The sequence below is a fragment of the Flavobacterium humidisoli genome, from assembly GCF_023272795.1.
GTDB lineage: Bacteria > Bacteroidota > Bacteroidia > Flavobacteriales > Flavobacteriaceae > Flavobacterium > Flavobacterium humidisoli.
Genome location: NZ_CP096829.1, coordinates 2,010,922 through 2,034,263 on the forward strand (window position 1 = coordinate 2,010,922; position 23,342 = coordinate 2,034,263).

The 23,342-nt window shown below is 33.6% G+C and carries 18 protein-coding genes and 1 pseudogene; 3 read left to right on the forward strand and 16 right to left on the reverse strand.

What is annotated here, in order from left to right; translation table 11 throughout:
• Window positions 1–2: 2 nt before the first annotated feature.
• Window positions 3–1,163, reverse strand: a complete 1,161-nt coding sequence (gene purT, locus M0M44_RS09010; RefSeq protein ID WP_248729452.1) for a formate-dependent phosphoribosylglycinamide formyltransferase — start codon at window positions 1,161–1,163, stop codon at window positions 3–5.
• 69 nt (window positions 1,164–1,232) lie between these two features.
• Between purT and M0M44_RS09015 the strand changes: the two genes are divergently transcribed.
• Window positions 1,233–1,592 (forward strand): hypothetical protein, encoded by a 360-nt coding sequence (locus tag M0M44_RS09015; RefSeq protein ID WP_248729453.1) that lies wholly within the window; start codon window positions 1,233–1,235, stop codon window positions 1,590–1,592.
• A gap of 222 nt (window positions 1,593–1,814) precedes the next feature.
• On the opposite strand, the gene M0M44_RS09020 is transcribed toward M0M44_RS09015, so the two are convergent.
• From M0M44_RS09020 to M0M44_RS09045, 6 genes and pseudogenes are all read right to left on the reverse strand, one after another.
• Window positions 1,815–2,789, reverse strand: a complete 975-nt coding sequence (locus M0M44_RS09020) for an IS110 family RNA-guided transposase (RefSeq protein ID WP_248729454.1) — start codon at window positions 2,787–2,789, stop codon at window positions 1,815–1,817.
• 430 nt (window positions 2,790–3,219) lie between these two features.
• A pseudogene (locus M0M44_RS09025) lies at window positions 3,220–5,087 on the reverse strand (peptidase U32 family protein).
• 147 nt (window positions 5,088–5,234) lie between these two features.
• Window positions 5,235–5,972 carry a DNA damage-inducible protein D gene (dinD, locus tag M0M44_RS09030; protein WP_248729455.1) on the reverse strand — a complete coding sequence of 246 codons (738 nt, stop codon included), beginning with the start codon at window positions 5,970–5,972 and terminating at the stop codon, window positions 5,235–5,237.
• A 268-nt stretch (window positions 5,973–6,240) separates the two neighbouring features.
• A complete protein-coding gene (locus M0M44_RS09035) occupies window positions 6,241–6,696 on the reverse strand; it encodes a ferritin-like domain-containing protein (protein WP_248729456.1) in 456 nt (151 codons plus the stop codon).
• 369 nt (window positions 6,697–7,065) lie between these two features.
• Window positions 7,066–8,256 carry a pyridoxal phosphate-dependent aminotransferase gene (locus M0M44_RS09040; RefSeq protein WP_248729457.1) on the reverse strand — a complete coding sequence of 397 codons (1,191 nt, stop codon included), beginning with the start codon at window positions 8,254–8,256 and terminating at the stop codon, window positions 7,066–7,068.
• Window positions 8,257–8,329: 73 nt separating this feature from the next.
• The gene (locus M0M44_RS09045; protein ID WP_095928544.1) at window positions 8,330–9,427 is read right to left on the reverse strand and encodes a fatty acid desaturase family protein; all 1,098 of its coding nucleotides are present in this window, start codon (window positions 9,425–9,427) and stop codon (window positions 8,330–8,332) included.
• A gap of 107 nt (window positions 9,428–9,534) precedes the next feature.
• Here M0M44_RS09045 and rsmG point away from each other — a divergent pair, with 107 nt between their 5' ends.
• The gene (rsmG, locus tag M0M44_RS09050) at window positions 9,535–10,164 is read left to right on the forward strand and encodes a 16S rRNA (guanine(527)-N(7))-methyltransferase RsmG (RefSeq protein ID WP_248729458.1); all 630 of its coding nucleotides are present in this window, start codon (window positions 9,535–9,537) and stop codon (window positions 10,162–10,164) included.
• A 56-nt stretch (window positions 10,165–10,220) separates the two neighbouring features.
• On the opposite strand, the gene M0M44_RS09055 is transcribed toward rsmG, so the two are convergent.
• The 8 genes from M0M44_RS09055 to map form a co-directional block, all read right to left on the reverse strand.
• Window positions 10,221–10,952, reverse strand: a complete 732-nt coding sequence (locus M0M44_RS09055; protein ID WP_248729459.1) for a hypothetical protein — start codon at window positions 10,950–10,952, stop codon at window positions 10,221–10,223.
• A gap of 333 nt (window positions 10,953–11,285) precedes the next feature.
• A complete protein-coding gene (pruA, locus tag M0M44_RS09060; RefSeq protein ID WP_248729460.1) occupies window positions 11,286–12,911 on the reverse strand; it encodes an L-glutamate gamma-semialdehyde dehydrogenase in 1,626 nt (541 codons plus the stop codon).
• A 153-nt stretch (window positions 12,912–13,064) separates the two neighbouring features.
• Window positions 13,065–13,451, reverse strand: a complete 387-nt coding sequence (gene apaG / locus M0M44_RS09065; protein WP_008467225.1) for a Co2+/Mg2+ efflux protein ApaG — start codon at window positions 13,449–13,451, stop codon at window positions 13,065–13,067.
• Window positions 13,452–13,530: 79 nt separating this feature from the next.
• Window positions 13,531–14,784 carry a type IX secretion system plug protein gene (locus M0M44_RS09070; protein WP_248729461.1) on the reverse strand — a complete coding sequence of 418 codons (1,254 nt, stop codon included), beginning with the start codon at window positions 14,782–14,784 and terminating at the stop codon, window positions 13,531–13,533.
• Window positions 14,785–14,858: 74 nt separating this feature from the next.
• On the reverse strand, window positions 14,859–17,762 hold the full coding sequence (locus M0M44_RS09075) for a DEAD/DEAH box helicase (RefSeq protein WP_248729462.1): 2,904 nt from the start codon (window positions 17,760–17,762) through the stop codon (window positions 14,859–14,861).
• 112 nt (window positions 17,763–17,874) lie between these two features.
• Window positions 17,875–18,648 carry a class I SAM-dependent methyltransferase gene (locus tag M0M44_RS09080; RefSeq protein ID WP_008467221.1) on the reverse strand — a complete coding sequence of 258 codons (774 nt, stop codon included), beginning with the start codon at window positions 18,646–18,648 and terminating at the stop codon, window positions 17,875–17,877.
• An 82-nt stretch (window positions 18,649–18,730) separates the two neighbouring features.
• Window positions 18,731–19,105 (reverse strand): GxxExxY protein, encoded by a 375-nt coding sequence (locus M0M44_RS09085; RefSeq protein WP_248729996.1) that lies wholly within the window; start codon window positions 19,103–19,105, stop codon window positions 18,731–18,733.
• Between the two features lie 64 nt (window positions 19,106–19,169).
• Window positions 19,170–19,988, reverse strand: coding sequence for a type I methionyl aminopeptidase (map, locus tag M0M44_RS09090; RefSeq protein ID WP_057117239.1), 819 nt, complete (start codon window positions 19,986–19,988; stop codon window positions 19,170–19,172).
• Window positions 19,989–20,222: 234 nt separating this feature from the next.
• Between map and M0M44_RS09095 the strand changes: the two genes are divergently transcribed.
• Window positions 20,223–21,473: a DUF445 domain-containing protein gene (locus tag M0M44_RS09095; protein ID WP_248729463.1), complete on the forward strand. Its 1,251-nt coding sequence runs from the start codon at window positions 20,223–20,225 to the stop codon at window positions 21,471–21,473.
• A 259-nt stretch (window positions 21,474–21,732) separates the two neighbouring features.
• On the opposite strand, the gene gpmI is transcribed toward M0M44_RS09095, so the two are convergent.
• Entirely contained in the window at window positions 21,733–23,250 is a 1,518-nt protein-coding gene (gene gpmI, locus M0M44_RS09100) for a 2,3-bisphosphoglycerate-independent phosphoglycerate mutase (RefSeq protein WP_248729464.1), read from the reverse strand.
• Window positions 23,251–23,342 lie beyond the last annotated feature (92 nt).

Genomic DNA, 23,342 nt, shown 5'->3' on the forward strand with positions numbered 1-23,342 from the left:
TTCTAAGAGTTTACAGTTACTAATTTTGCCGTTTCTTTGGCACGTTCTACTACTTCGTTAATTGGAGTCGAAAGAGCATCGTAACTTAAAACAACACCCATTCTTCGATAAGGTCTTGACGTCGGTTTACCAAAAATCCTGAAATCGGTTTTTGGTAAAGCGGCTACTTTTTCGATTCCGCTAAAAGTTGGATTTGCAGAATCTTCTGATGCTAAAATTACGGCGCTTGCTCCAGCTTTTTCTAAAGTAATTTCGAAAATCGGAAGACTTAAAATGGCTCTCAAATGCAATTCAAATTCGTTAAAATTCTGAGTTCCTGCTAAAGTTACCATTCCGGTATCATGCGGACGCGGAGAAAGTTCAGAGAAATAAACGCCTTCATTGGTCAGGAAAAACTCAACGCCAAAAAGTCCGGCACCGCCAAGTGCTTCGGTAATTTTTTCGGCCATATCCTGAGCTTCATATAAATCTTTTTCTGAAACCAAAGCCGGCTGCCAGCTTTCTTGATAATCGCCACGTTCTTGTCTATGACCAATTGGAGCACAAAATAAAGTAGGGTTGTTATTTTGAGTAATCGTTAAAAGTGTAATTTCTGAATGGAAATCGACAAAAGCTTCTACAATAACTTCAATAACATCGCCACGCGAACCTGCAACGGCATATTGCCATGCTTTCTCGATATCGCTTTCTGTTTTTATCGTTGATTGTCCTTTTCCAGAAGAAGACATTAGGGGTTTTACCACGCACGGAATTCCAACTTCCTGAACAGCTTTTTGTAATTCTTCTGCAGAAGTTGCGTATTGGTATTTTGCTGTTCGTAATCCCAATTCTTTTGCTGCTAAATCACGAATTGCTTTACGATTCATGGTAAAGTTTGCCGCTTTCGCTGATGGAACCACTGTGATTCCCTGTTTTTCGTAATCGTAAAAACGTTCGGTGCGAATGGCTTCTATTTCGGGAACGATAAAATCAGGTTTATGTTTGGCTACGATTCGGTCTAAAGCTTCGCCGTCAAGCATATTGATTACTTCAAACCCGTGTGCGACTTGCATGGCCGGAGCATTTTCATAACTATCAACTGCAATTATAGTTTGTCCGATTCGTTGGGCGGCAATGACAAATTCTTTGCCTAATTCGCCTGAACCTAGGAGTAGTATTTTCATTTTGATGAATTGAAATTTTTTATAAACAAAAATAGCTATTTTTATTATTTATTAGTTTATTATAAAATTATGAGTTTAAAACAACCGCACAAAAATAGAATTGATGAAAGCCAAATCCAATATTGTGGATGGGACGATGATGGTTGTCGTAAAGTAATGTATCATCAAAAGCTTTTTACTGGCTATTTAGTATTAGATAGAAATCCAAATGGTTTTGTTGAATTTGAAAAAGAATATAAAAATGGTAGTCATTTGGGGTGGGACAATGAGTATGATCAAAACGAACAACTTGTGCGAACAACTTTAACTGTTGGAGAAACTAGTTTAGTTTTTTATGAATACGATTCAAAGGGTAATCAATTGGTTGAAGGAAAATTGACGGACGATGGTTATTTCCAAAAAATGGTAGAGAGGTATAATTTAGATTAGAAAAATCAATAAAAAAGGTTTCTAAAAATAGAGTATGCCAAAAGAACTGCAAAAATTAATGTTTTGTAATATTGTTTTTGGATTCAATTCAAGTTGATTAAAAAATTAAAGATAAATAAAATGAAAATTATTCTCACGCAGATTTTGCAGATTCGGCAGATTTTAATTTATTGTAAGGTTAATTTTTTCATCATGTAACCATACAGTTTGTCATTTCGATTTCTATGATAAAACCAAATCTTTTTTATAAGGGATTTGTTTTTTTATTACTGCAAAAACTCTATGAATTATTTTATTTCTCACAGCATTCAAAACACTCATTTTGTTCTTTCCTTCATCAATTTTTCTATGATAGTATTTGCTTAAATCATTATCCAAACGTATTGCACTCATTGCTGCCAGATGTAAGATGGTTTTGAGTCCTTTATCTGCAAGTATGGAAACTCTAGGTCTTCTTTTTAGTGATGTTCCAGATTGAAAATCGAATGGTACAACCCCGCTGTAACAGGCCATTTTTCTTGGATCTGTTATAACCGTAAAACCTTCTGTTTTTGATAATAATGTCCACGATAGAACTTGGCCTACTCCTGGAACTGATTTTATCAGTTTCTGCTTCTGGCTTAGACTTTGGTCATCATGGATTACTTTTTCAATATCATTTTCAATAGCTTTAATTTGTTCTTCAACACTTTTAATGAGTTTTACATTTAGACTTTTTAGTTCTTTATCCAATCCAATGCCTTTCATTAATTTATAATCATGCTGCTGGGCCATAAGCTGTTTTTTAATTTTTATCCTTAAAGCTCTTTCGGTCAATAGTATTTTTATCTTTTTGATAGAGCGAGAACTTGGCTTCCATTCTCTATTTTCCTGATAATTTTTCTCAATGAAATTACAAATCCTCAGTGCATCGATTTTATCATTTTTGCCTCTGACAAGACCTATGCTTTTTTTGATATGCAGAGCTGATATGACATAAACTCTAAAATTGAATTTCTCAAGCACTTCAAAGAGATTCCAATTGTATCTGCCTGTGTTTTCCATACCTATAATCACATTTTCATCTGAATATCTTTTGAAAAAACGTTTTATAACCTGAACGTTGTTCTCAATTGAAAAGTAATTTACAGATTCTTCCTTAACACAAATATCCAAAGTCTTGCTGCTGATATCAATGCCGACAATAATGTTTTTCATAACTTTGCTTTTACGATTCAACAATGATTTGAGAAATTCATCATAAGCTCAACTCCTTAATAACGGGTCACTAGCCCAAATTTCTATCTGAGTCTTTGATGAAAGGGAAGCTAAAGTCTTAATCGAAATATGAGTCACAAGCTCTGAGGAACGAACAGTTTACTTTTGCTTCCTTTCTCAATCATAAATCTACTTAAATTTCAAAAAACAAATCTAAAGGAGGAACGAGAAATCGCATTAGAAACTCGACAAAGATTGGTGTTTTTACTTTACGGAATCTCGTGTGCGATTTCTCCTTGCGTCGAAATGACAAGATTGCGGGTAAATTGCAATATAAAAAAAGGTTCGCAAAGATTAAATTTAAAATCTTTGCGAACCTTTGCGTATTTCTTTGCGCTCTTTGCGGTAGAAAACTTTGCGGTTAAGTCACCTAGTGAAAATGATCTTCTTCAATTTCAAATTCGGCATCTTTTTCCCAAATTTCCATCTCGCAGGGTTTGCAGTTGAATTTAAGTTTGTATTCTAACTCGCCTTGCTTTAATACCAATGGTTCTTTTACTTTAACGCCAACGATATCTTTTTGGTGTATCGGGCATTTTTTTAATTCGTATTTGATGCAATATTTGGTTGTCATTACACGAGATTTTCCTGGATCCCATTGTAATTCGAATGCTTTTTCGATTTCGGTAACACCGTGGCGTTCGTAGAATTTACGAGCCGTTTTGTTCGAGACGTTGTACATGAAATCCAATTTGGTTTCTGGATATGGATGTGAAGTTTTTACCAATTGGTGTTCTTCACGAACATAATTTGCCAAACGAATTTCTGATAATTGATCGAAAACATTTCTTCTCATTTCGTTGATTTTTGAAATAGGAAGGAACCAGTTTTGAGAAAATACAACATCAATTTCATCGGCGCTGTAAGGTGTAAAACCTGTTTTTGCCAATTGAGTTTTGATATTTTCTGCGATAGATTCGCCTGTTTTTGTCTGTTCTTTAGGATGTTCTAAAGTTACAGTGCTTACGTTTCCATCTTCGTCGGTTGCGATTAATTCGAAACCTTTTTCGTTTTCGGTAAACAATAAAGTCGTTCCGATTTTACGGATTGCACTGTCTTCTCTTTCCACAATTTTGATAAAAGCAGCATCATTGTTACGGTAAATAAAAGTCCCGTCTTTGATTTCTTTTAAAACGTTTGGATAAACTTTTCCGTTCTCGGCTTTGTTTACGTAAATTCCGTCAGCTTCATTGTTTTCATTGATAAAGCAAAGTCCGTCACCGTGTTTAACAATTCGCCATTTTCGATTTCGTAAGCGTTTCCAACAGTTCTGATCAATTTACCAATATACTGCCCTTTTGATTTTGGGCTTTCCCAAGAACCAATAGAGCTGTGTCTTTCGTTTACGAAATAATCGGTATAACCGCGGTTGAAAGTTCTGCTTAAAGTAGAATCAAAAGTATAGGTGCATTTTCCAGAAGATGCTTTAATGTATTTATCGCTTCCTTCTAAATAGCTGTCTAATTTTTGACGTAAATAAGATACGTTGTTTTTAACATAAGCAACGTCTTTTAATCTTCCTTCGATTTTAAAAGAAACGATTCCCGCTTCAATCAAATTCGGAATTTGATCTGAAACGTCTAAATCTTTAATCGAAAGCAAGTGACTGTTTCTGATTAAAGTATCTCCGTTTCCGTCGATTAGGTTATAAGGTAAACGGCAGTTTTGTGCGCATGAACCACGATTGGCACTACGTTCTCCGTTGGCCACACTCATATAACAGTTTCCGCTAAAAGAAACACACAAAGCTCCAGTTACGAAAAACTCTAGTTCAACATCAGCGTGATCGTATATTGTTTTAATTTGATGCAAGTTTAATTCACGTGCTAAAACGACACGTTTGATTCCGGCATCTTTAAGGAATTTAATTTTATCTGCATCACGATTATTGGCTTGTGTGCTGGCGTGAAGAACAATAGGAGGCAAGTCCATTTCCATAATCGCCATGTCTTGGATAATCAAGGCATCGACACCAATATCGTATAATTCCCAAATCATTGAACGACAAGTTTCTAATTCGTTATCGTACAAAATGGTATTCATAACCACAAAAACTTGTGCGTTAAATAAGTGTGCGTATTTAACCAGTTCGGCAACATCTTCAATAGAGTTGTTGGCATTAGAACGTGCACCAAATTGTGGCGCACCAATATATACAGCATCGGCACCGCTGTTTATGGCAGCGATTCCTCCAATTAAATCTCTAGCAGGAGCTAATATTTCGATTTTCTTCTTCATTTCTAAAACTTTAGACTTTTGTGGTATTCCCGAAAAAAAGTGTGCAAAGGTCTAATAAATTATTCGAGTTTGCTAGTGATGAAGCGATTTTTTTGAATTTGTTAACTTAATATTGGTAGATTCTTTAATCACGGAATCTTTTGTTAATTATTTTTTCTTTTTCTTATCAGCTCTTAAAAGTTTTTTTTCATCTCCATCAAGTTTTCGTTGAAGCTTTTTTACATCTTCTGCAGGGGAGAGATTTTCAGGAATAATACCTCTTTTTGTCAACATTTCTCTAACAGCAATATTATTATCAATATGTTCTGTCTCTATTTTGCTTTGTCCTTTCAAGTCTTTGCTTTGAACATTTAAACCTGTCATTTCAGCAGCTAAATCTTTTGCTTTTATACTTATTGTAGGTAAGAAATCGGCAACGGGTCTATTATCAGGAATGCCCATTTTCTTTTTTAGCATATTAGTGCTTAATCTAAATAGAGCTTGATCACCTCTGCTTCTTATTAATGCAAATCCATGGCTATCAACTCCTCTTTCATACAAAATTCCAGATAATTGTTTTTCTGTTTGGCTTAGTTTTTCTCGAGCTTTTATTCTTTCGAATTCTAAAAGGCGCTGTTCTACCATTTCTGCTTTACGGGTTTGAACTGCGAAATAGTTTTGTGCGAATGCAATTTCTTGTTTTCTACTGTCGCCATTTTGAGCAATCAAATAACAGGCATAACGTGTTAGTGCAATATCATTTATAGATCTTTCAGAATTTGAACCTAGCTCTACCATTTTCCTGACGTCAGGAAAATGGTTGTCTATATTTTCACCAGCATTTTTACAGGCGTCTTTAGCTTTTTGAATTACTTTTTCAAAATTTTCCCATTTACTGTAACCCAAGTAATAATTGTAAATCGCGAGCACTCCAACATTCAATTCCTTCTAATTGTAATGTAGCTGATTCAAATTTTCAAAAAGTTTCTTTATTTCGTCCGATTTCATATTCATTTATTTTATAATCTAAATTGTTTAAATATATAAAAAAACAATAGCAAAAAGTAGGTTATTTCGTCTTTTTTCTAAGGGTAAAATTTGAATATGCATAAAAAACAAAAAAAACCGCCCAATCCGAAGACTGAGCAGTTTTCAAAAAAAAAGCATGAATCGTTTAGCTTGCTCTCATTTTAATTTGTGATAAAGTATTTTGAATACTATTTAATTGTTTTGAAATGATATAAACCTGATCATGTTCTAAATGATTCTCTTCTAGTGCTTTTTTGTATTTTTCAACAGCAGCTTCTTCACCTGTAATACAAGCGTTTATGATGGCTTCTGTATCGCCTCCAGTAAAGGCAGACTTTATGTCGATCCATGCTCGGTGTAAAGCTCCAAGCGGGCCTCCGCCAGAAGTGTCTGTTGATTTTCCTAGTTTATTGATTTGATCTTGTAATTCTACAATAAATAAGGCTCTTTCGCGGGCATATTCTAGGAAATCAGTTTTCATTGCTGGATTTTCTGCGTGTTCGGCCGCATCTGTATATCCTAGTTTTCCGTCTTCAAGGATTGAAATTAATCCTTCTAAAGTTTTAACTGCTTCTTGTGTGGTTTCATCTGTATGTATCATGACGAATAGTTTTTTAAATTAATACATTACAAAGTTGACGATTTATAAAACGTTATGCTTTACAGGATTACATATGAGGTTTTATAATATTGTAGAATGGGAATTTTGAAAGTTCTAATTTATTCTCTCGCAGATTTGAGAGATTGTAGCAGATTCTTTCTTTTGAAAGTGAATTTTTCTTTTTACCGTTTTGCGTGAGGGATAGTAGTGGAAAGCCCACAGCCTGACGAAGGAAGTGCGAGGACTTGTAACAGATAGCCCGACCCGTAGGGACACGCCCAAATTAATTGCATAAAAAAAACAGCTTAAAGTATAAAAGTGATGAAACTTTTGAACCTTAAGCCGTTTTTATAAAAACTTAGAATATTGTTATGCAGTCAAAGCCTCTTTGATTCTGCGTAATGCTTCTTTTAAAATATCGTTGCTTGTTGCGTAAGAGAAACGAATACAGTTTGGATTTCCGAAAGCGTCTCCAGTTACCGTTGCAACGTTTGCCTCAGCTAAAAGGTACATCGAAACATCGTTTGCATCTTTAATTTCGTGACCTTTTAAAGTTTTTCCGAAGAAAGAAGAAACGTCTGGGAATACATAGAAAGCTCCCTCTGGAACGTTGATTTTTACTCCTGGAATTTCTTTTAATAATCCAACTACTAAATCTCTACGTCCGTGGAAAGCCTGAACCATTTCGTTTAGTACGCTTGGATCAGCATCTACAGCTGTAATTGTAGCTCTTTGTGCTACAGAATTTGCACCAGAAGTTACTTGTCCTTGAATTTTTGTACAGGCTTTTGCGATGAATTCAGGAGCTCCGATGTAACCAATTCTGTATCCAGTCATGGCGAAAGCTTTTGCAACTCCGTTTACAGTAATTGTTTTTTCTAACATTCCTGGGATAGAACCGATACTACAGAAAGTTCCAGAGAAGTTGATGTGCTCATAAATCTCATCTGCAACTACGTAGATATTTGGGTGTTTTTCTAAAACTTTTGCAATCGCTGTTAATTCTTCTCTGCTGTAAACAGATCCAGAAGGATTACATGGAGAAGAAAACCACATCATTTTTGTTTTTGGTGTGATAGCTGCTTCTAATTGTTCTGGCGTAATTTTGAAATCAGTATCTACTGATGTTGGAACTTCAACAGGAACTCCTCCAGAAAGTTTTACGATTTCGAAATAAGAAACCCAGTATGGAGCTGGAAGAATAACTTCGTCACCATCGTTTAGCATTACTTGCGCAATGTTGTATAAAGATTGTTTTGCTCCTGTAGAAACTACGATTTGTGATGGTTTGTACTCTAAATCATTGTCCCTTTTGAATTTTCTGCAAATAGCTTCTCTTAAATCCAAATAACCTTCTACTGGAGAATATGTACTGTAATTGTCGTCGATTGCTTTTTTTGCAGCTTCTTTAATAAAGTCTGGCGTATTGAAATCTGGCTCACCTAAACTTAAGCTGATAATGTCTTTTCCTTGTGCTTTTAATTCTCTTGCCAAAGCGGCCATTGCTAATGTCTGCGAAGTTGCAAGATTGTTGATTCTGTCCGAAAGAATATGATTCATTATAAAAATTTTGAATGTCCTTAATTTGCTGCGCCTATTAAGGAAGGTTAATTATTAATAGATTTTTTTTAGTTTAAACAGATAATTCAGGTTTCATTCCTAAGTCACGTAAATGTTTGAAGTGAGCTACAATAGCGCTTCCCATTGTTTTATATTCGTAATAAGGTAAATTACATTCTTTTGCAGTTTCCTTCACGATTTTTGCAATTTTACCATAATGAATGTGACTAATATTAGGGAAAATATGGTGCTCGATTTGATGGTTTAATCCGCCTGTATACCAGTTTACGATTGCATTTTTTGGTGCAAAATTAGTAGTAGTGTACAATTGGTGAACAGCCCAAGTGTTGTCCATTTCTCCTAATTCATTTGGAGAAGGATTTGTAGTATGATCTACAACGTGTGCTAACTGAAATACAATACTTAAAATTAATCCGGCAGTATAATGCATTACGAAAAATCCAAGAAGTACTTTCCACCACGTAATTCCAATTACCATTGGTAAAACAATCCAAATAGAGATATAAATAACTTTAGTTATAATAAGGGTTGTCCAAAGAATTTTCGGACTTTTTGGTTCACCGTACGATAATTTCCTTTTAAGATAATTTCTCATCTGCTTAAAATCAGTAGTAATGGCCCAGTTAAAAGTTAGTAAACCATATAAGAAAACAGAGTAATAATGCTGGAAACGGTGAAAACTATGCCATTCTGCATGTTCTGTAAAACGGATAATTCTTCCTGCATCCAGATCTTCGTCGTGACCAGGAATATTGGTGTAAGTATGATGAAGTACATTGTGCTGTACCTGCCAGTTGTAAACATTTCCGGCAAGAACATAGATTGTTCCTCCCATAAATTTATTAATCCAGCTTTTAGTCGAATAAGAACCGTGATTACCATCGTGCATTACGTTCATTCCAACACCAGCCATTCCAATACCAATTACGATAGATAAAAGCAGCATTACCCAAAATGGCATGTCAAGTGTAAGAATTAAAAAATATGGAGTTAAAAAAACTGCAAATAGAATAACGGCTTTTAAGTGTAATTTCCAGTTTCCGGTTTTTTTGATATTATTTTCTTTGAAGTAATTGTTTACCCGAGAGTTAAGCGTTCTGAAGAACTTCAAATTGTCTTGCCTTGCAAAAGTTGGAGCCGTGTTATTCATAATTGTTTTAAATAGGTTTCAAAGGTAATTATTATAAATTCTCAATTTGCAAAATTGAGTTAAATATTTCAATCGTAAAGTAGTACTTTTGTTAAAAATTTACAGCAATGGATGAGATATTGAAATATTTTCCCAATTTGACCGATCTTCAAATCGAACAGTTTCAAAAATTAGACTTATTATATCACGATTGGAATGAAAAAATCAATGTGATTTCGCGCAAAGACATTGATTCTTTATATACAAAACATATTTTGCATTCGTTAGGAATTGCTAAGATTATGAAATTTGAACCTGGAGCGACAGTTTTGGATGTTGGAACAGGAGGTGGTTTTCCGGGTATTCCGTTAGCGATTCTTTTTCCAGAAACCCGTTTTTATTTGATTGATGTGATTGCCAAAAAAATAAAAGTAGTGCAAGGAGTTGTAGATGCGTTAGAATTAAAGAACGTGAAAGCGGAACAAAAACGTGCCGAATTGGTAAAAGGTGATTTCGATTTTATCGTTAGCCGTGCGGTAACCAATATGCCAGATTTTGTTTCTTGGATAAAAGATAAAATCAAAAAGCAGCACAAGCATACTTTAAAGAATGGAATCCTATATTTAAAAGGTGGAGATTTAACAGAAGAATTAAAAGATTTTCCGAATGCCACTTTGTATGACTTAGCAGCAATATTTGAGAATGAATTTTTTGAAACTAAAAAAGTGGTTCATCTTCCTTTAAAATTTAAGCCTTAGTTTGATATAAAAAAACCGGAAAGAATTCTTTCCGGTTTTTGAATTAATAGGCCTAATTAAGATGCTTTTTTAGAAAAATCTAAGAAAGGATTTGCTTTTATATTTAAATTATCAATGAAATTATGAATTGAGTTTTCGGCTGCTTCAACTGTATATTTGAATTCTGCATCAAAGAAAAATTCTCTAGAAATTACAGGTTCGTTTGAAGAATCGTAAACAGCTTCATCGCTTTGATCTAATTCATCGTTTTTGTATGGATTAGGATGAGAGTGAATTAAATTTATAATGGACTTACTAAACCACTTGTCAAATTTTTTCTTTTTAGGAGTAATATGACGTGCAAGAAGAACCAGTCCAATAAGTTCGCTTTGTAAAAAGTAAGAACCTTTTCTGTATCTCACATCAATCATTCTAACATTCATTAAAGCAATCCATAATGCGCCATTAATAGCTCCTTCTGCTGATGTTTCTAGGTCGGTGTCAAATAACAGAGGATTTGTTTGCTCGCGATTATTAATGGAACACCAAAGTGCTTCAATGCGTTTCTGTGTATCGGTTGTTGCTTGAGTGTACCCTGTAAAACGCCAATAAATCCATTCTAGTAATGCAGCAGTTAAACCAATTGACCCCTTGTGATTAATTTGCATTAGAGTGTCTTCAAGGTTAATATTTTCTTCTGAAGGATCTAAAAGTTCGTTTATTTTCCTTTTTGTCCATTTGTAATCTATTGGATGTCCAATACTTTTTGATTCCATAATAATCTTAGGAACATTGTTTAGATTTCTCATTCTTATATTGTTTATTGTATTAAATCTTTTAAGATCGTTTAAGATGGAAGCAAATTTATAAGGATGATTTTTTTTTGACTGGAACAAAAAGTTTTTAAAGTATTAAAATAAGGCATTTAAATTTTTTAAAGTGCTGATTTTTAAATAAATAAGAAAAGTATTACAAAATTTAAGTGTAAAATTACTTTAATGTAAGAAATGATATATTTTGATAAAGGAATTGTTGATTTGGGAAGGGTAAATGCTTAGCTCTTTACTTAAAAAAATAAAGGCTTAAACTTCAGAATGAAGTTTAAGCCTTTTTATAATCTATAATTTGAACTCTAAACCAAATTATCCTAAGAAAGGATATCTGTAATCTTCAGGAGTTACAAAAGTTTCTTTAATTGTTCTTGGAGAAGCCCAACGTAATAAGTTTAAGGCAGATCCTGCTTTATCATTAGTTCCAGAAGCTCTTGCTCCACCAAATGGTTGCATACCTACAACAGCTCCAGTTGGTTTATCGTTAATATAGAAGTTTCCAGCAGAGTTTTGTAATTTAGTTGTAGCTACTTCAATAGCGTAACGATCTTGGCTGAAAACTGCTCCTGTTAAAGCGTACTCAGAAGTAGTATCTACTAATTCTAAAGTTGCTTCCCATTTAGCATCTTCGTAAACATAAATCGTGATAACTGGTCCAAACAACTCAGTTTCCATTGTAGTATATTTTGGGTTTGTCGTTACAATAACTGTTGGCTCAACAAAGTATCCTACAGATTTATCATAATTTCCTCCAACGATGATTTCAGCATCAGCATCTTTTTTAGCTTGGTCAATATAGCTAGCTAATTTGTCAAAAGAACCTTCGTGAATAACTGCTGTAATGAAGTTTCCAAAATCTTCCGGAGAACCCATTTTCATAGATTTTACATCAGCAATTAACTGTTCTTTTACGGCTGGCCATAAACTTTGAGGAACATAAGCTCTAGATGCAGCAGAACATTTTTGTCCTTGGAATTCAAATGCACCACGAGTAATTCCTGTAACTACTTGTTTTACGTTTGCGCTTGGATGTGCAATGATAAAATCTTTACCTCCTGTTTCACCTACAATTCTTGGGTAAGTTTTGTAATTATGGATGTTAGCTCCAATTTTAGCCCAGATATCTTTAAATACGTGAGTTGATCCTGTAAAGTGAATACCAGCAAAATCACGGCTCGCTAAAACAGTATCTGTAATCATTAAAGCATCTCCAAAAACTACGTTGATAACTCCATCAGGAACTCCAGCTTCTTTGAAAACATCGATAATAACTTTTGCAGAAAATACTTGGCTGTCACTTGGTTTCCAAACCACAACGTTACCCATCATAGCAGCACTTGCAGGAAGATTTGCAGCAATAGCAGTAAAGTTAAAAGGAGTAATAGCGTAAACAAAACCTTCTAATGGTCTGTACTCTACACGGTTCCAAACAGTAGAATCTGATTTTGGCTGATCGTTGTAGATTTGAGTCATAAACTCAACATTGTAACGTAAGAAATCGATTAACTCGCAAGAAGAATCGATTTCTGCTTGGTGAATATTTTTAGATTGACCAATCATTGTAGCAGCATTAATACGAGCTCTGTATGGTCCTGCGATAAGTTCAGCAGCTTTTAAGAAAATAGCAGCACGTTGTTCCCATGCCATGTTAGCCCATGCTTTTCTTGCTTCAAGTGCATTAGCAATTGCTTTTTCAATATGTTGTTTTTCAGCTAAATGATATTTTCCAACAACATGTTTGTGGTTGTGTGGAGCTGTAATGTTTCTTGTATTTCCAGTTCTAATTTCTTCGTTTCCAATATATAAAGGAACGTCAATTTGAGAATTCCACATTGTGGTATAAGCAGCCTGAACAGCAGCTTTTTCTGGTGAGTTTGGTGCGTAGCTCTTTACAGGCTCGTTTACCGCTTTTGGTACATGAAAAAATCCTTTAAGCATGTTATTTAAAATTTGTGAATTAGACAATTTAAAGTTAGACGATTTGTTTTGTTACGAATAATCTAACGCTGCACAAAAGTACAAAGGATAAATTAATAAATTGACAATTTTATGATTAAGATAACGATAAAAGCTATAGATGTAAACTATATCTTAATTTAATGCAAAAGGAGCGCACATTCTAAAAGTAGGAACAATTACTTTGAATGTTTTTGTGGTAGTAAAATTGATCATATTGAAATGACCTTTCATTGCGCCGTAAGGAGACGATAATAAACAGCCAGAGCTGTACGTATGGTTTTCGCCAGGTTTTAAAACTGGTTTTTTACCAATTACACCTTCACCATCTACAACTTCTAGATCATTTAGAGAATCAAAAATTTCCCAGTGACGTGAAGTTAATTGTACAGAATCTTTACTATGATTTTCGATCGTAACTACGTAGCTAAAAGCAAAATGAATCTTGTAGTTTTTGAAGTATGTACCTTCAAAACTAGTCAAAACAGATATTTTTATGCCTCGTGTAATTTGAGAAACCATACTAACGCCGTATATATGTGAGTGTTATAGTGGCAAAGCTACGAAAAAAAATCGTTTAAACTAAAACCTTAACATTGTTTTAATTGACTATATTGATAGAGTTTGCATTTCCCTTTCCGATTACACGTTGATAACGGTCCGTTGCCTCTTTGTAATAAACCAGAACGGTGTACTCGTTTTCAGTCTGATAAAAGTTTCCGTCAATGGCATTTTCGTAATCGACAACCCCTTTTTTGTCTGCAACGGTATACTGAAAATTAGTAAAGCCTTGTTTGATCATAATAGCTTTTTCGAAAACTCCTTTATCAGTATTGTAATCCATTTTATATTCTGGTGAAAGGCTGTAATTGTTGAACATTCCAGTAATATAAATATCTTTGTTCATTCTAAAAGCAGGAGCAGAAAGAGTAAAATAAACCCAAGCATAATCGGCTTCAATATCGTTGTTAGAACCGTTGATATTCTTCACTACAAAATTTCCGTTTACATCTTCATAATTAGTATAAAGCTGATTTCCTCTTGCAGCATTGGTGTACAAAAACGCATTGTAAATATCATTATTCGAACCTATTTTGGCAACATTATTATTGGCCGCTCGAATGTCTTTGTTTTCAAAATACAAAAACTCATTTCCGCCCCAAAACTGGGTTTCTTTATCATATTTATAAACCAGCTGATTGCCAATTGTGTATTGAGGAACAATGTTTTTTATCTCGTTATGAAAGTTGCCATTTTGAAGTAAAAGCACTTTTACATTTTGCAAAGGAGTTTGAAAAACAATATCATTGGATAAAATGGCAAAATCAAGATTCTGCTTATACTCAATATTGCTAAGGTTGCGGCTTCTTTTTACTTGAACTCCAACTGTACAATGGTTTTCATACAAAATGAATTTTCTAGAGAAAATAACTTCTTTGTCTTCATTCAGAATTCGAAGCATATAATTACCCGAAAGCTTTAGAAGCTGTGTAAACTGATTCGGAAAAGAAAGTCTATAATGTGTATAAACCTGCAGTGTGTTAAAAGAATTCGAAAAATCGGTTATTCTCTGATTATCCATGCCGAGAATATAGTCTGTTTTTGGAATATTTGTTGGAAACCAATTGTAATCGCAATGAATAATTTCAAAGTAATAATTGGCTTCATTACCAAATAAATCATCAAATTGAAAGGTAAATCCTGAACCTAATTCGAAAATTGGCGGAACATTACTGCCATTCTGGATAAACGAAACCGTTTTAATATTATACGGTGGGTCGATTTCTTTTTCTTGAGCTTTCGCTAAAGTGAAAATAAAAAGAAAAATTAAGCTTGTATATAAAAATTTTGGCATCTTAAAACATTGTAAGATTGTAAATATAACAATTTTATATAACGAAAAAGATGCCGTTCTATTGGATTTAACGATTATGAACCCAAAATATATTCTAAGTTACCTTCAATCTCATCATTAATATAACTTTCTTCTAAAAGGGAATCAGATAATAGTTTTTTATTTTCCTGCAGTTTGATGATTTTTTCCTCAACTGTGTTTTTAGAAATAAAACGAATCACGTTTACTTTATTCATTTGCCCAATTCTGTGCGCACGTCCAACTCCTTGTTTTTCTGCGAAAGGATTCCACCATGGATCCAAGAATAATACATAAGAAGCTTTTGTAATATTCAAGCCAACTCCACCGGCTTTTAGCGAAATAAAGAATAACAACGGATTTTCTTTTTCCTGAAATAATTTTACTTGCTGTTCTCTTTTATCGGCAGGCGTTTCACCTGTAATTTCGCAAAAATCAATTTTATTTTCTTTACACCAATCGGTATAAAAACTTAAATTGGTAACAAACGAACTGAAAATAATCGCTTTCTGTTTTCCTTTTACTAAGCTTTCCAAATAATTGGTTACCGCAATATATTTTCCAGAATCAATTTCAGAATCTGCATCGATCATTTTTGGGTGATTGCTCAACTGGCGTAATTTCATCAAAGTATTGATAATACTAATTTTGTCAGGAGATCCGTCAGTTTTAAGAAGGAAATTACGAGCTTTAGATTTTTCTTTTTCGTATAATTTTTCCTGTTCAGGATCCATGGCACAGTAGTAAATCTGTTCTGTTAATTCTGGTAGATCTTTTAAAACCTGTTCTTTAGTTCGTCGTAAAATATAAGGCTGAATCAAATTTTTTAATTCTGCTAAAACTTCTTCATTCTGTTTTTTCTCAATCGGATTTTTGAAATTTTCCATAAAGAAAGCATAGCTTCCTAAAATCTCAGGATTAATAAACTGCATTTGCGACCATAAATCGTCAAGCGAATTTTCGATCGGCGTTCCGCTCAAGGCAATTTTATGTCCTGTACTGATTTTATTTATGGCTTTAAAAATCTTAGAATTTTTGTTTTTAATGTACTGGCTTTCGTCCAAAATCAAATAACGGAAATCGTATTTTTCTAAAATAGAAATATCTCGGTGAATGATGCTGTAACTTGTAAAAATCAAATCGGTTGAATTGATTCTGCTTGCTAATGATTTTCTGTCATTTCCAACATATTGCATTTTCGAAAAGTGAGGTGTAAACTTTCCTGCTTCATTAAACCAGTTGAAAACCAGCGAAGAAGGTAGAACGATTAAAGCTTTAAGTGGTTCTCTTTCTATAGTGGTTTCGTTGGCAAATAAATCAAAATTGGTAGTTTTGGTTGTAAAGCCTAATTGCTCTTGCACCGAAACCAAAACAGATAAAGTTTGCAACGTCTTTCCAAGTCCCATATCATCAGCCAAACATGCGCCCATATTGGAATTAAAATGGCCCAAAAGCCATTTTACTCCATCAACCTGATACGGTCTTAAAGTTGCTTTTATTAAGTCTGAAGCTGTAAATTCGGCTTGATGAATTTGATCTAAATCATTATCAATTTCTGAAATTCCGTCCAAAGCAGTAAAATTGCTTTTTCGTAAAAGTAAAACACCATTTTCTGTTTTGGCTAATTTGGCCAAAGAACCATATTTGCTAAACCATTCTAGCGGAATCAAAAAGTAGTTTCCGTCAGGTAATGCAAAAAGTCTTTCTTTGCTTTTTATATTCGGAATAATTTCGCTGAAATTGATTTTATAATTTCCAACGGTAATAATTATTTTAATATCAAACCAATCTCCAGTTGTTTCTTTTGAAGCAGAAATGGTGTGGTTTTCTGTAATGATTTCTTTGCTTTCCAGTTTTAAATTTTCGATAGTAAAATCTAAACGTTTCAGCTCTTCTTTGTTATTAATAATCAGTTGGATATTAACGTAAGGATCTGTGTTTTCAACTTCTGAATTTAATCCAAATAATTCGTTTTTAATTTTGGTTAAACCAATTTCATTTAATTTATCGATATATAAATTTTCGTCAGGATTTCTTTTAAATTGAATTATTTTAGGTTCATTAGCAACACTGAAATCTACAAAAGAATGTGATTTTTTAGTTTTGCTCGCATCAAATGAATATCCATTATAATCAAAATAAAGATTGAGATAATAACAGTTTTTGAAGAAATCATGAATAGGCTGGATCGTACACGAAATGATTTTATCACGAAGTTCAATTTCAAAACCAGTTGCTTCAATATCTATTTTCTTTGCAATTTGCGGAATAAAACTCTTGAAATAATCATCAACTAATTTGGATGGAATTTCAATAGATTTTTTCTTTAAAAAAGGCATTAATTTTTTAGAATTAAGCTCTTTTAACTGCCCAAGTTTTTTATTGATAATCAGCCAGCCTGGTTCATCTAAAAGAATATCAACTTTGCTATCCATTGGAGGGAAAACAGTTTCATTTTCTTTTAAAGATAGAGTATAAGTGATTCCTTCGGCATGTTTGTCAAATTGAATCTGAGGTTCAAAATCGATAGGCTCAATGCTGATTCTAGAACGGTAGAAATCTTTTTCAGGCCCGAGGTTTAAAGACAAAGGAAATTGTTCTTTTACTATTAAATCGTAAAACGAACTTAAATTGAATTTTAAGTGCTGGCGAATGGCAAATTCAATTTTTGAATCTTTCTGTAAATCAGCAATTGTTTTAGCTGATTTAATTTTGGCACCAAACTTTTTAAAAATAAATTCAGGTTTAAGAGAGTCGCAAGCTGTTAATATTCTTTTTGAATTGGAATCTAAATTGTCAAAAATGATTCCAAAACTTTCCAGTACATCGGGACTTGCTTTTTTGTCTAAGTATTTGATTTCACTAGTATTCTCAACAATGTAAGCGGTTGGAATATAGACATTCAGATTTTTTTCCAAACTGATGTCAAAACAGAACTGAAATGATTTTGTAGGTTCCAAGATTTAGGGATTTGGTTAGGCTTATATTTTAGGGATTGGGCAAAAAAAATAAAGAGTTTTCAAATCTGATATTTTGAAAACTCTTTATTAAATGAACTTATATGATGAAAAATTAGTTTTCCTGTTTAAAGCAAAGCGGAATAATCTCGCCTTTTGCTAAACAATATTTTTCAACCAATTCTGGTGCGATTTTATTGGTATAGTCTTCTTCGATAACTATAAAGCCAATGCTTCTTAGTTTATCGAAATAATCACGTCCGTAAACGCGTACATGGTCGTATTGTCCAAAGATTTTAGCGCGCTCTTTTTGATCTGTAATCGAATCATCGGCAAAAGTAACTTCGCGAGATAAATCCTGAGGAATCTGCAGAATTGCCATTCCGCCTGGTTTTAAGACACGGTATAATTCCTGCATTGCTTTTGTGTCGTCTGGAATATGTTCTAAAACGTGATTGCATAAAATAACGTCATATTCGTTGTCTTTAAACGGTAAATTACAAATGTCCGCTTTTACATCGGCCAATGGCGAAAGTAAGTCAGTTGTAGTGTAATCTAAGTTTTTCTGCTTGCGAAATCTTTTATAAAAAGCTTGTTCTGGAGCAAAATGCAATACTTTTTTTGGTGCTGTAAAAAAATCAGTCTGATCATTTAAATACAGCCAAAGCAAACGGTGTCTTTCTAAAGAAAGCGTACTTGGTGAAAGCACATTATTTCGCTGTTTTCCGTATCCGTAAGGCAAAAACGATTTGAAGCTTTTTCCGTCAATAGGATCTGTAAATTTATCTCCTTTTAAAGAGAAAGCTAAAATTGGACGCGCCACATAACTCAAACGAATTAATAATGGGCGTGGAATGGTATTAAGTACTAATTTGAAAAGTTTTTTCACAGTTAAATAAATTTGAACACGAATTTCACAGATTAACACGAATTAATACTGTGGTGAAATTTCACGAACTTTTGATTTGGGTTTAAAGTATTATTCTTTTGTATTTAAGGCTGTCTTCTCCAAAATTAACCAATAGGCCTAATTTGTTTTTTGATGCAGCTAAATAATTTAATGTTTGCTTAATTTCACTTGTTGTTAATGCTGTAATGGCTTTTAATTCCAGAATAATTTCATCGAAAATAACAAAATCTGCAAAATAGTAACTTGGCAATATAATATCCTTGTAGGCAATATTATACCTTAATTCGCGATTATACGGAATATTATTTCTTCTGAACTCGTATTCAAGAGCATCTCCATACACTTTTTCACTATGTCCTTTTCCTAAAATTTTATGGACTTCCATGCAGATTCCAATAATTTTATAGGATTCATCTTTTAGATATAACTCACTCATCATTCAATCATTCATTTCCTAAATTTCAACAAAAATTAATTCGTGTCAATTTGTGAAATTCGTGTTATAACACTAACGGCACTTGTCTAAATTCATCTTCTTCATTGCTCTCGATTCCAAGGGCTTTATAGATGTATTGGAAAGTTGATAATAATTCTGGTTTTCCATCAATTAAAGCAACATCATGCTCGAAATGTGCGCTTGGTTTTCCGTCAGCGGTCAAAATTGTCCAGCCGTCTTTAAGCTGTTTAATGTTTCTAGTTCCCATGTTGATCATAGGTTCGATTGCGACAACCATTCCTTCGACAAAAAGTTTTCCGCGTCCACGTTTTCCGTAATTTGGCATTTCTGGTTCTTCGTGCATTTTTTGCCCAACACCATGTCCAACCAATTCACGAACTACTCCGTAACCGTGAGCTTCAGTATATTTTTGAATCGCATTTCCAACATCTTCTACGCGATTGCCAGCTTTAAATTCTCTGATTCCAACGTAAAGAGATTCTTTAGTAACACGTAAAAGCTTTTTAACTTCTGGCGCAACTTCTCCAATTTCGAAACTGTATGCATGATCTCCATGGAAACCATTTTTGAAAGCACCACAGTCAACCGAAATAACATCACCATTTTTAAGAGGAACATTATTAGGAATACCATGAACAACTTGAGCATTTGGGCTCATGCAAAGCGAATTCGGGAAATCATACAATCCAAGGAAACTTGGAACTGCACCGTGATCACGAATAAATTCTTCGGCTAATTTGTCAAGATATAATGTAGTTACTCCTTCTTTAATTTCAGAAGCAATCATTCCTAATGTTTTTGATACGATTAAAGCACTTTCGCGCATTAATTCGATTTCCTCTCTAGTTTTTTGGATAATCATATTTTTTCCATTTTTCAGTTCGCAAAATTACAATTTTTATCTCATTTTTTATGTAATTTTTTTTCGCCACTAATTCATGTGTTATCGCAAATAAAAATCTTTTAAAATCCTATTTCATAGACTTCATAAATGAAGAATTTAAAGATAAAGATTTGAGATAATTGGCTAATTCGTGGCTAATAACTCATGAGTCTTTCAGAAAAAAGCCATAAATTAGTGTAAATATTTACTATTATGAAAACTATTATAGGGCGAGATATTGCTAAAGTAAAAGCTTTGAAGAAAATGAAGCAAAATGCTTTGGCGCTTTTAGGTGTTGCGGTGCTGTTGTTTATAATTGCCATTTATTTTAAAATTCCGATGCTTCAGGCTTTTAGTGAAGCAGCAATGGTAGGTGGAATTGCCGACTGGTTTGCGGTTGTGGCACTTTTTCGTCATCCGATGGGAATTCCGATTTGGCACACAGCGATTATTCCAACCAAGAAAAATGAAATAGGAGAGAACCTTGGAAATTTTGTTTCCGAAGAATTTCTAGATCGCGAAAAAATGGAGATTAAATTGGACGAATTTAATTTTGCTGTTAAAGCTTCAGATTGGATTTCACACGAAGAAAATGCCAATAAAATAGCAAATGTTGTTGCAGTAAATATTATTCCTGGAATTTTACGAACAATAAAAGACGAAGAGATCAAAAGATTTATTCAGGTTCAATTTAAAGAAAAAATAGAAGGCATTAATTTCGGAAATTGGGTTGCTGTTGCTTTGGAACCTTTGCAAAAAGGAGAATTAAAAAATCAAATGCTGACTAACCTTCTTGAAGTAATGAGCGCTGAATTAACGAACAATAAAGATTTAATTAGGCAAAAAGTAAAAGCTTCGACTCCGCTTTTAAGTTTTGGCTTGGCAGATAAAAGCATAACAGAAGGTGTTTTTAATGGCTTGCAAGATTTTTTAAATGAAGCTAAAAAAACAGAAAGTGCAGTTCGTCTAAAAATTGACGAGTACATTTTTAATTTCTTGGAAAAAGTGAAAAACTCCGAAGAAATGAGAATTAAAATCAATGATATGATTTTGGGTTTTGTTGGAAAGAAAGAGGTTCAGGATTACATCAACGGAATTTGGGATGAAATAAAATTGTCCATTACAAATGATTTAAATAAAGGTGATGATTCTTCAATAAAAAATAGCATTTCAAATTTAATTCAAACTTTTGGAAACGGAATTAAGGAAGATCCTGTTATGATTGATAAAATCAATAGTTTCATAAAAAATGATTTGTTATCGGTTCTTTTAAATAACAAAAAAGTAATTGGAGATTTGATTTCTTCAACCGTAAAAAGCTGGGACGGAAAAGAGGTCTCTGAAAAATTAGAATTAGAAATCGGAAAAGACCTTCAATACATTCGAATCAATGGGACTTTGGTTGGTGGAGTTATTGGGCTTGTTATTTATGGAGTGGAGCAGATTTATCATTTTGTTTTTTAAACCATATAAGTTATATAAGTAAATGTAAAAAGCTTTGTCTTTAAGTAGAATATTTTATTAAATGAACTTATAAAATAGAAAATATGTTGCTCCGCTGGAGCTTTTTCTGTGGAGGAATATTGTTTTTCTATAAATATTATACTCCTCCGGAGTATGATGGAGATATATAAAAAATAAAAGAGGCGAATTCTTTAGAATTCGCCTCTTTTCGTAAGTTCTTTTTAAATGAACTTATATCACTTATATGGTTCAAAATTTTTTACAAAAGCGAATGACAAGTCATTGCATTTGGCTGTTGAACTCCCATTAATTCTAAAATTGTTGGAGCGATGTCGCCTAACACACCATCTTGAATGCTTTTTAATTGTTTGTCAACTAAAATAATCGGCACTGGGTTTGTTGTGTGAGCCGTATTGGGAGAGCCATCAGGATTAATCATGGTTTCGCAGTTTCCATGATCGGCAATTACGATTGTTGTGTAGTCATTGGCAAGAGCAGCGTCGATTACTTTTTTCGCGCAAGCGTCCACAGCTTCACACGCTTTAATTGCGGCTTCCATAATTCCTGTGTGCCCAACCATATCGCCATTTGCGAAGTTTAAACAAACGAAATCAACCTCGCCTTTGTTCAATTCAGGAACAAGAGCATCTGCCAATTCGTAAGCACTCATTTCTGGTTTTAAGTCATAAGTTGCCACTTTTGGTGAATTTCTTAAAATACGAGATTCGCCTTCAAAAGGAACTTCACGGCCACCAGAGAAAAAGAACGTTACGTGAGGATATTTCTCAGTCTCTGCAATTCTTATTTGTTTTTTGCCTGCTTTTTCTAAAACCTCACCAAGTGTTTCAGTAATATTATCTTTATTGTAAACTACTTTTACGTTTTGGTACGTTTCATCGTAGTTGGTCAATGTTACATAATATAGGTTTAGTTTATGCATGTTTTGCTCGTGGAAATCTTGCTGAGAAAGCGCTTCAGTAAGTTCACGTCCTCTATCTGTTCTAAAGTTAAAGAAGATCACAACATCGCCTTCAACAATTGTAGCAAGAGGTTTTGCATTTTCATCAACAATAACAACAGGTTCGATAAATTCATCTGTTACGTCTTTTGCGTAGCTGTCCAAAACACTTGCAACAGCATTTGTGGATGGAGTTCCAACGCCATTTACAACTAAATCGTAAGCCAATTTTACACGTTCCCAACGTTTGTCACGATCCATTGCGTAGTAACGCCCAATAATCGAAGCAATTTTTACTGGAGTATCTTTAATGTAATCTTCTAAATCGTGAATATATTTTCCTCCTGATTTAGGGTCAACGTCACGTCCGTCTGTAAAAGCATGAATGTAAACTTGATCTAAACCATATTCTTGAGAAGCATCGATTAATCCGCGAAGGTGTGAAGTATGTGAGTGAACACCACCATCTGAAACTAATCCTAAAAAGTGTACTTTTTTATTGTTGTCTTTAGCATAAGTAAAAGCATCAATTAAAACTTGCTCTTTTGCTAAAGTTTTGTGTTCTACAGCTAAGTTTATTTTGGCTAAATCTTGGTATACAATTCTTCCAGCACCTAGATTCATGTGTCCAACTTCACTATTTCCCATTTGTCCTTCTGGTAAACCAACATTTAATCCATCAGTCCTAAGCTGCGCGCTTGGATAGTTTTTATATAAACTGTTTATAAAAGGAACATTTGCATTGTCTATTGCAGATACTTTAGGGTCAGGAGATTTTCCCCAACCATCTAAAATCATAAGGATAACTTTCTTGTTCATTACATTTTTGTTTTCTACAAATATAAGGCATTTCTAAAGTTTGAAACCTGAGGAATGTTACATTTATATTTAATAAAATGAACTATAAAAAA

Bases quoted from the DNA above. Each gene is read 5' to 3' on its own strand.
- purT (WP_248729452.1), bottom strand. From the start codon at position 1,163: ATGAAAATACTACTCCTAGGTTCAGGCGAATTAGGCAAAGAATTTGTC.
- M0M44_RS09015 (WP_248729453.1), top strand. From the start codon at position 1,233: ATGAGTTTAAAACAACCGCACAAAAATAGAATTGATGAAAGCCAAATC.
- M0M44_RS09020 (WP_248729454.1), bottom strand. From the start codon at position 2,789: ATGAAAAACATTATTGTCGGCATTGATATCAGCAGCAAGACTTTGGAT.
- M0M44_RS09035 (WP_248729456.1), bottom strand. From the start codon at position 6,696: ATGATACATACAGATGAAACCACACAAGAAGCAGTTAAAACTTTAGAA.
- M0M44_RS09040 (WP_248729457.1), bottom strand. From the start codon at position 8,256: ATGAATCATATTCTTTCGGACAGAATCAACAATCTTGCAACTTCGCAG.
- M0M44_RS09045 (WP_095928544.1), bottom strand. From the start codon at position 9,427: ATGAATAACACGGCTCCAACTTTTGCAAGGCAAGACAATTTGAAGTTC.
- rsmG (WP_248729458.1), top strand. From the start codon at position 9,535: ATGGATGAGATATTGAAATATTTTCCCAATTTGACCGATCTTCAAATC.
- M0M44_RS09055 (WP_248729459.1), bottom strand. From the start codon at position 10,952: ATGAGAAATCTAAACAATGTTCCTAAGATTATTATGGAATCAAAAAGT.
- pruA (WP_248729460.1), bottom strand. From the start codon at position 12,911: ATGCTTAAAGGATTTTTTCATGTACCAAAAGCGGTAAACGAGCCTGTA.
- apaG (WP_008467225.1), bottom strand. From the start codon at position 13,451: ATGGTTTCTCAAATTACACGAGGCATAAAAATATCTGTTTTGACTAGT.
- M0M44_RS09070 (WP_248729461.1), bottom strand. From the start codon at position 14,784: ATGCCAAAATTTTTATATACAAGCTTAATTTTTCTTTTTATTTTCACT.
- M0M44_RS09085 (WP_248729996.1), bottom strand. From the start codon at position 19,105: ATGAGTGAGTTATATCTAAAAGATGAATCCTATAAAATTATTGGAATC.
- map (WP_057117239.1), bottom strand. From the start codon at position 19,988: ATGATTATCCAAAAAACTAGAGAGGAAATCGAATTAATGCGCGAAAGT.
- M0M44_RS09095 (WP_248729463.1), top strand. From the start codon at position 20,223: ATGAAAACTATTATAGGGCGAGATATTGCTAAAGTAAAAGCTTTGAAG.
- gpmI (WP_248729464.1), bottom strand. From the start codon at position 23,250: ATGAACAAGAAAGTTATCCTTATGATTTTAGATGGTTGGGGAAAATCT.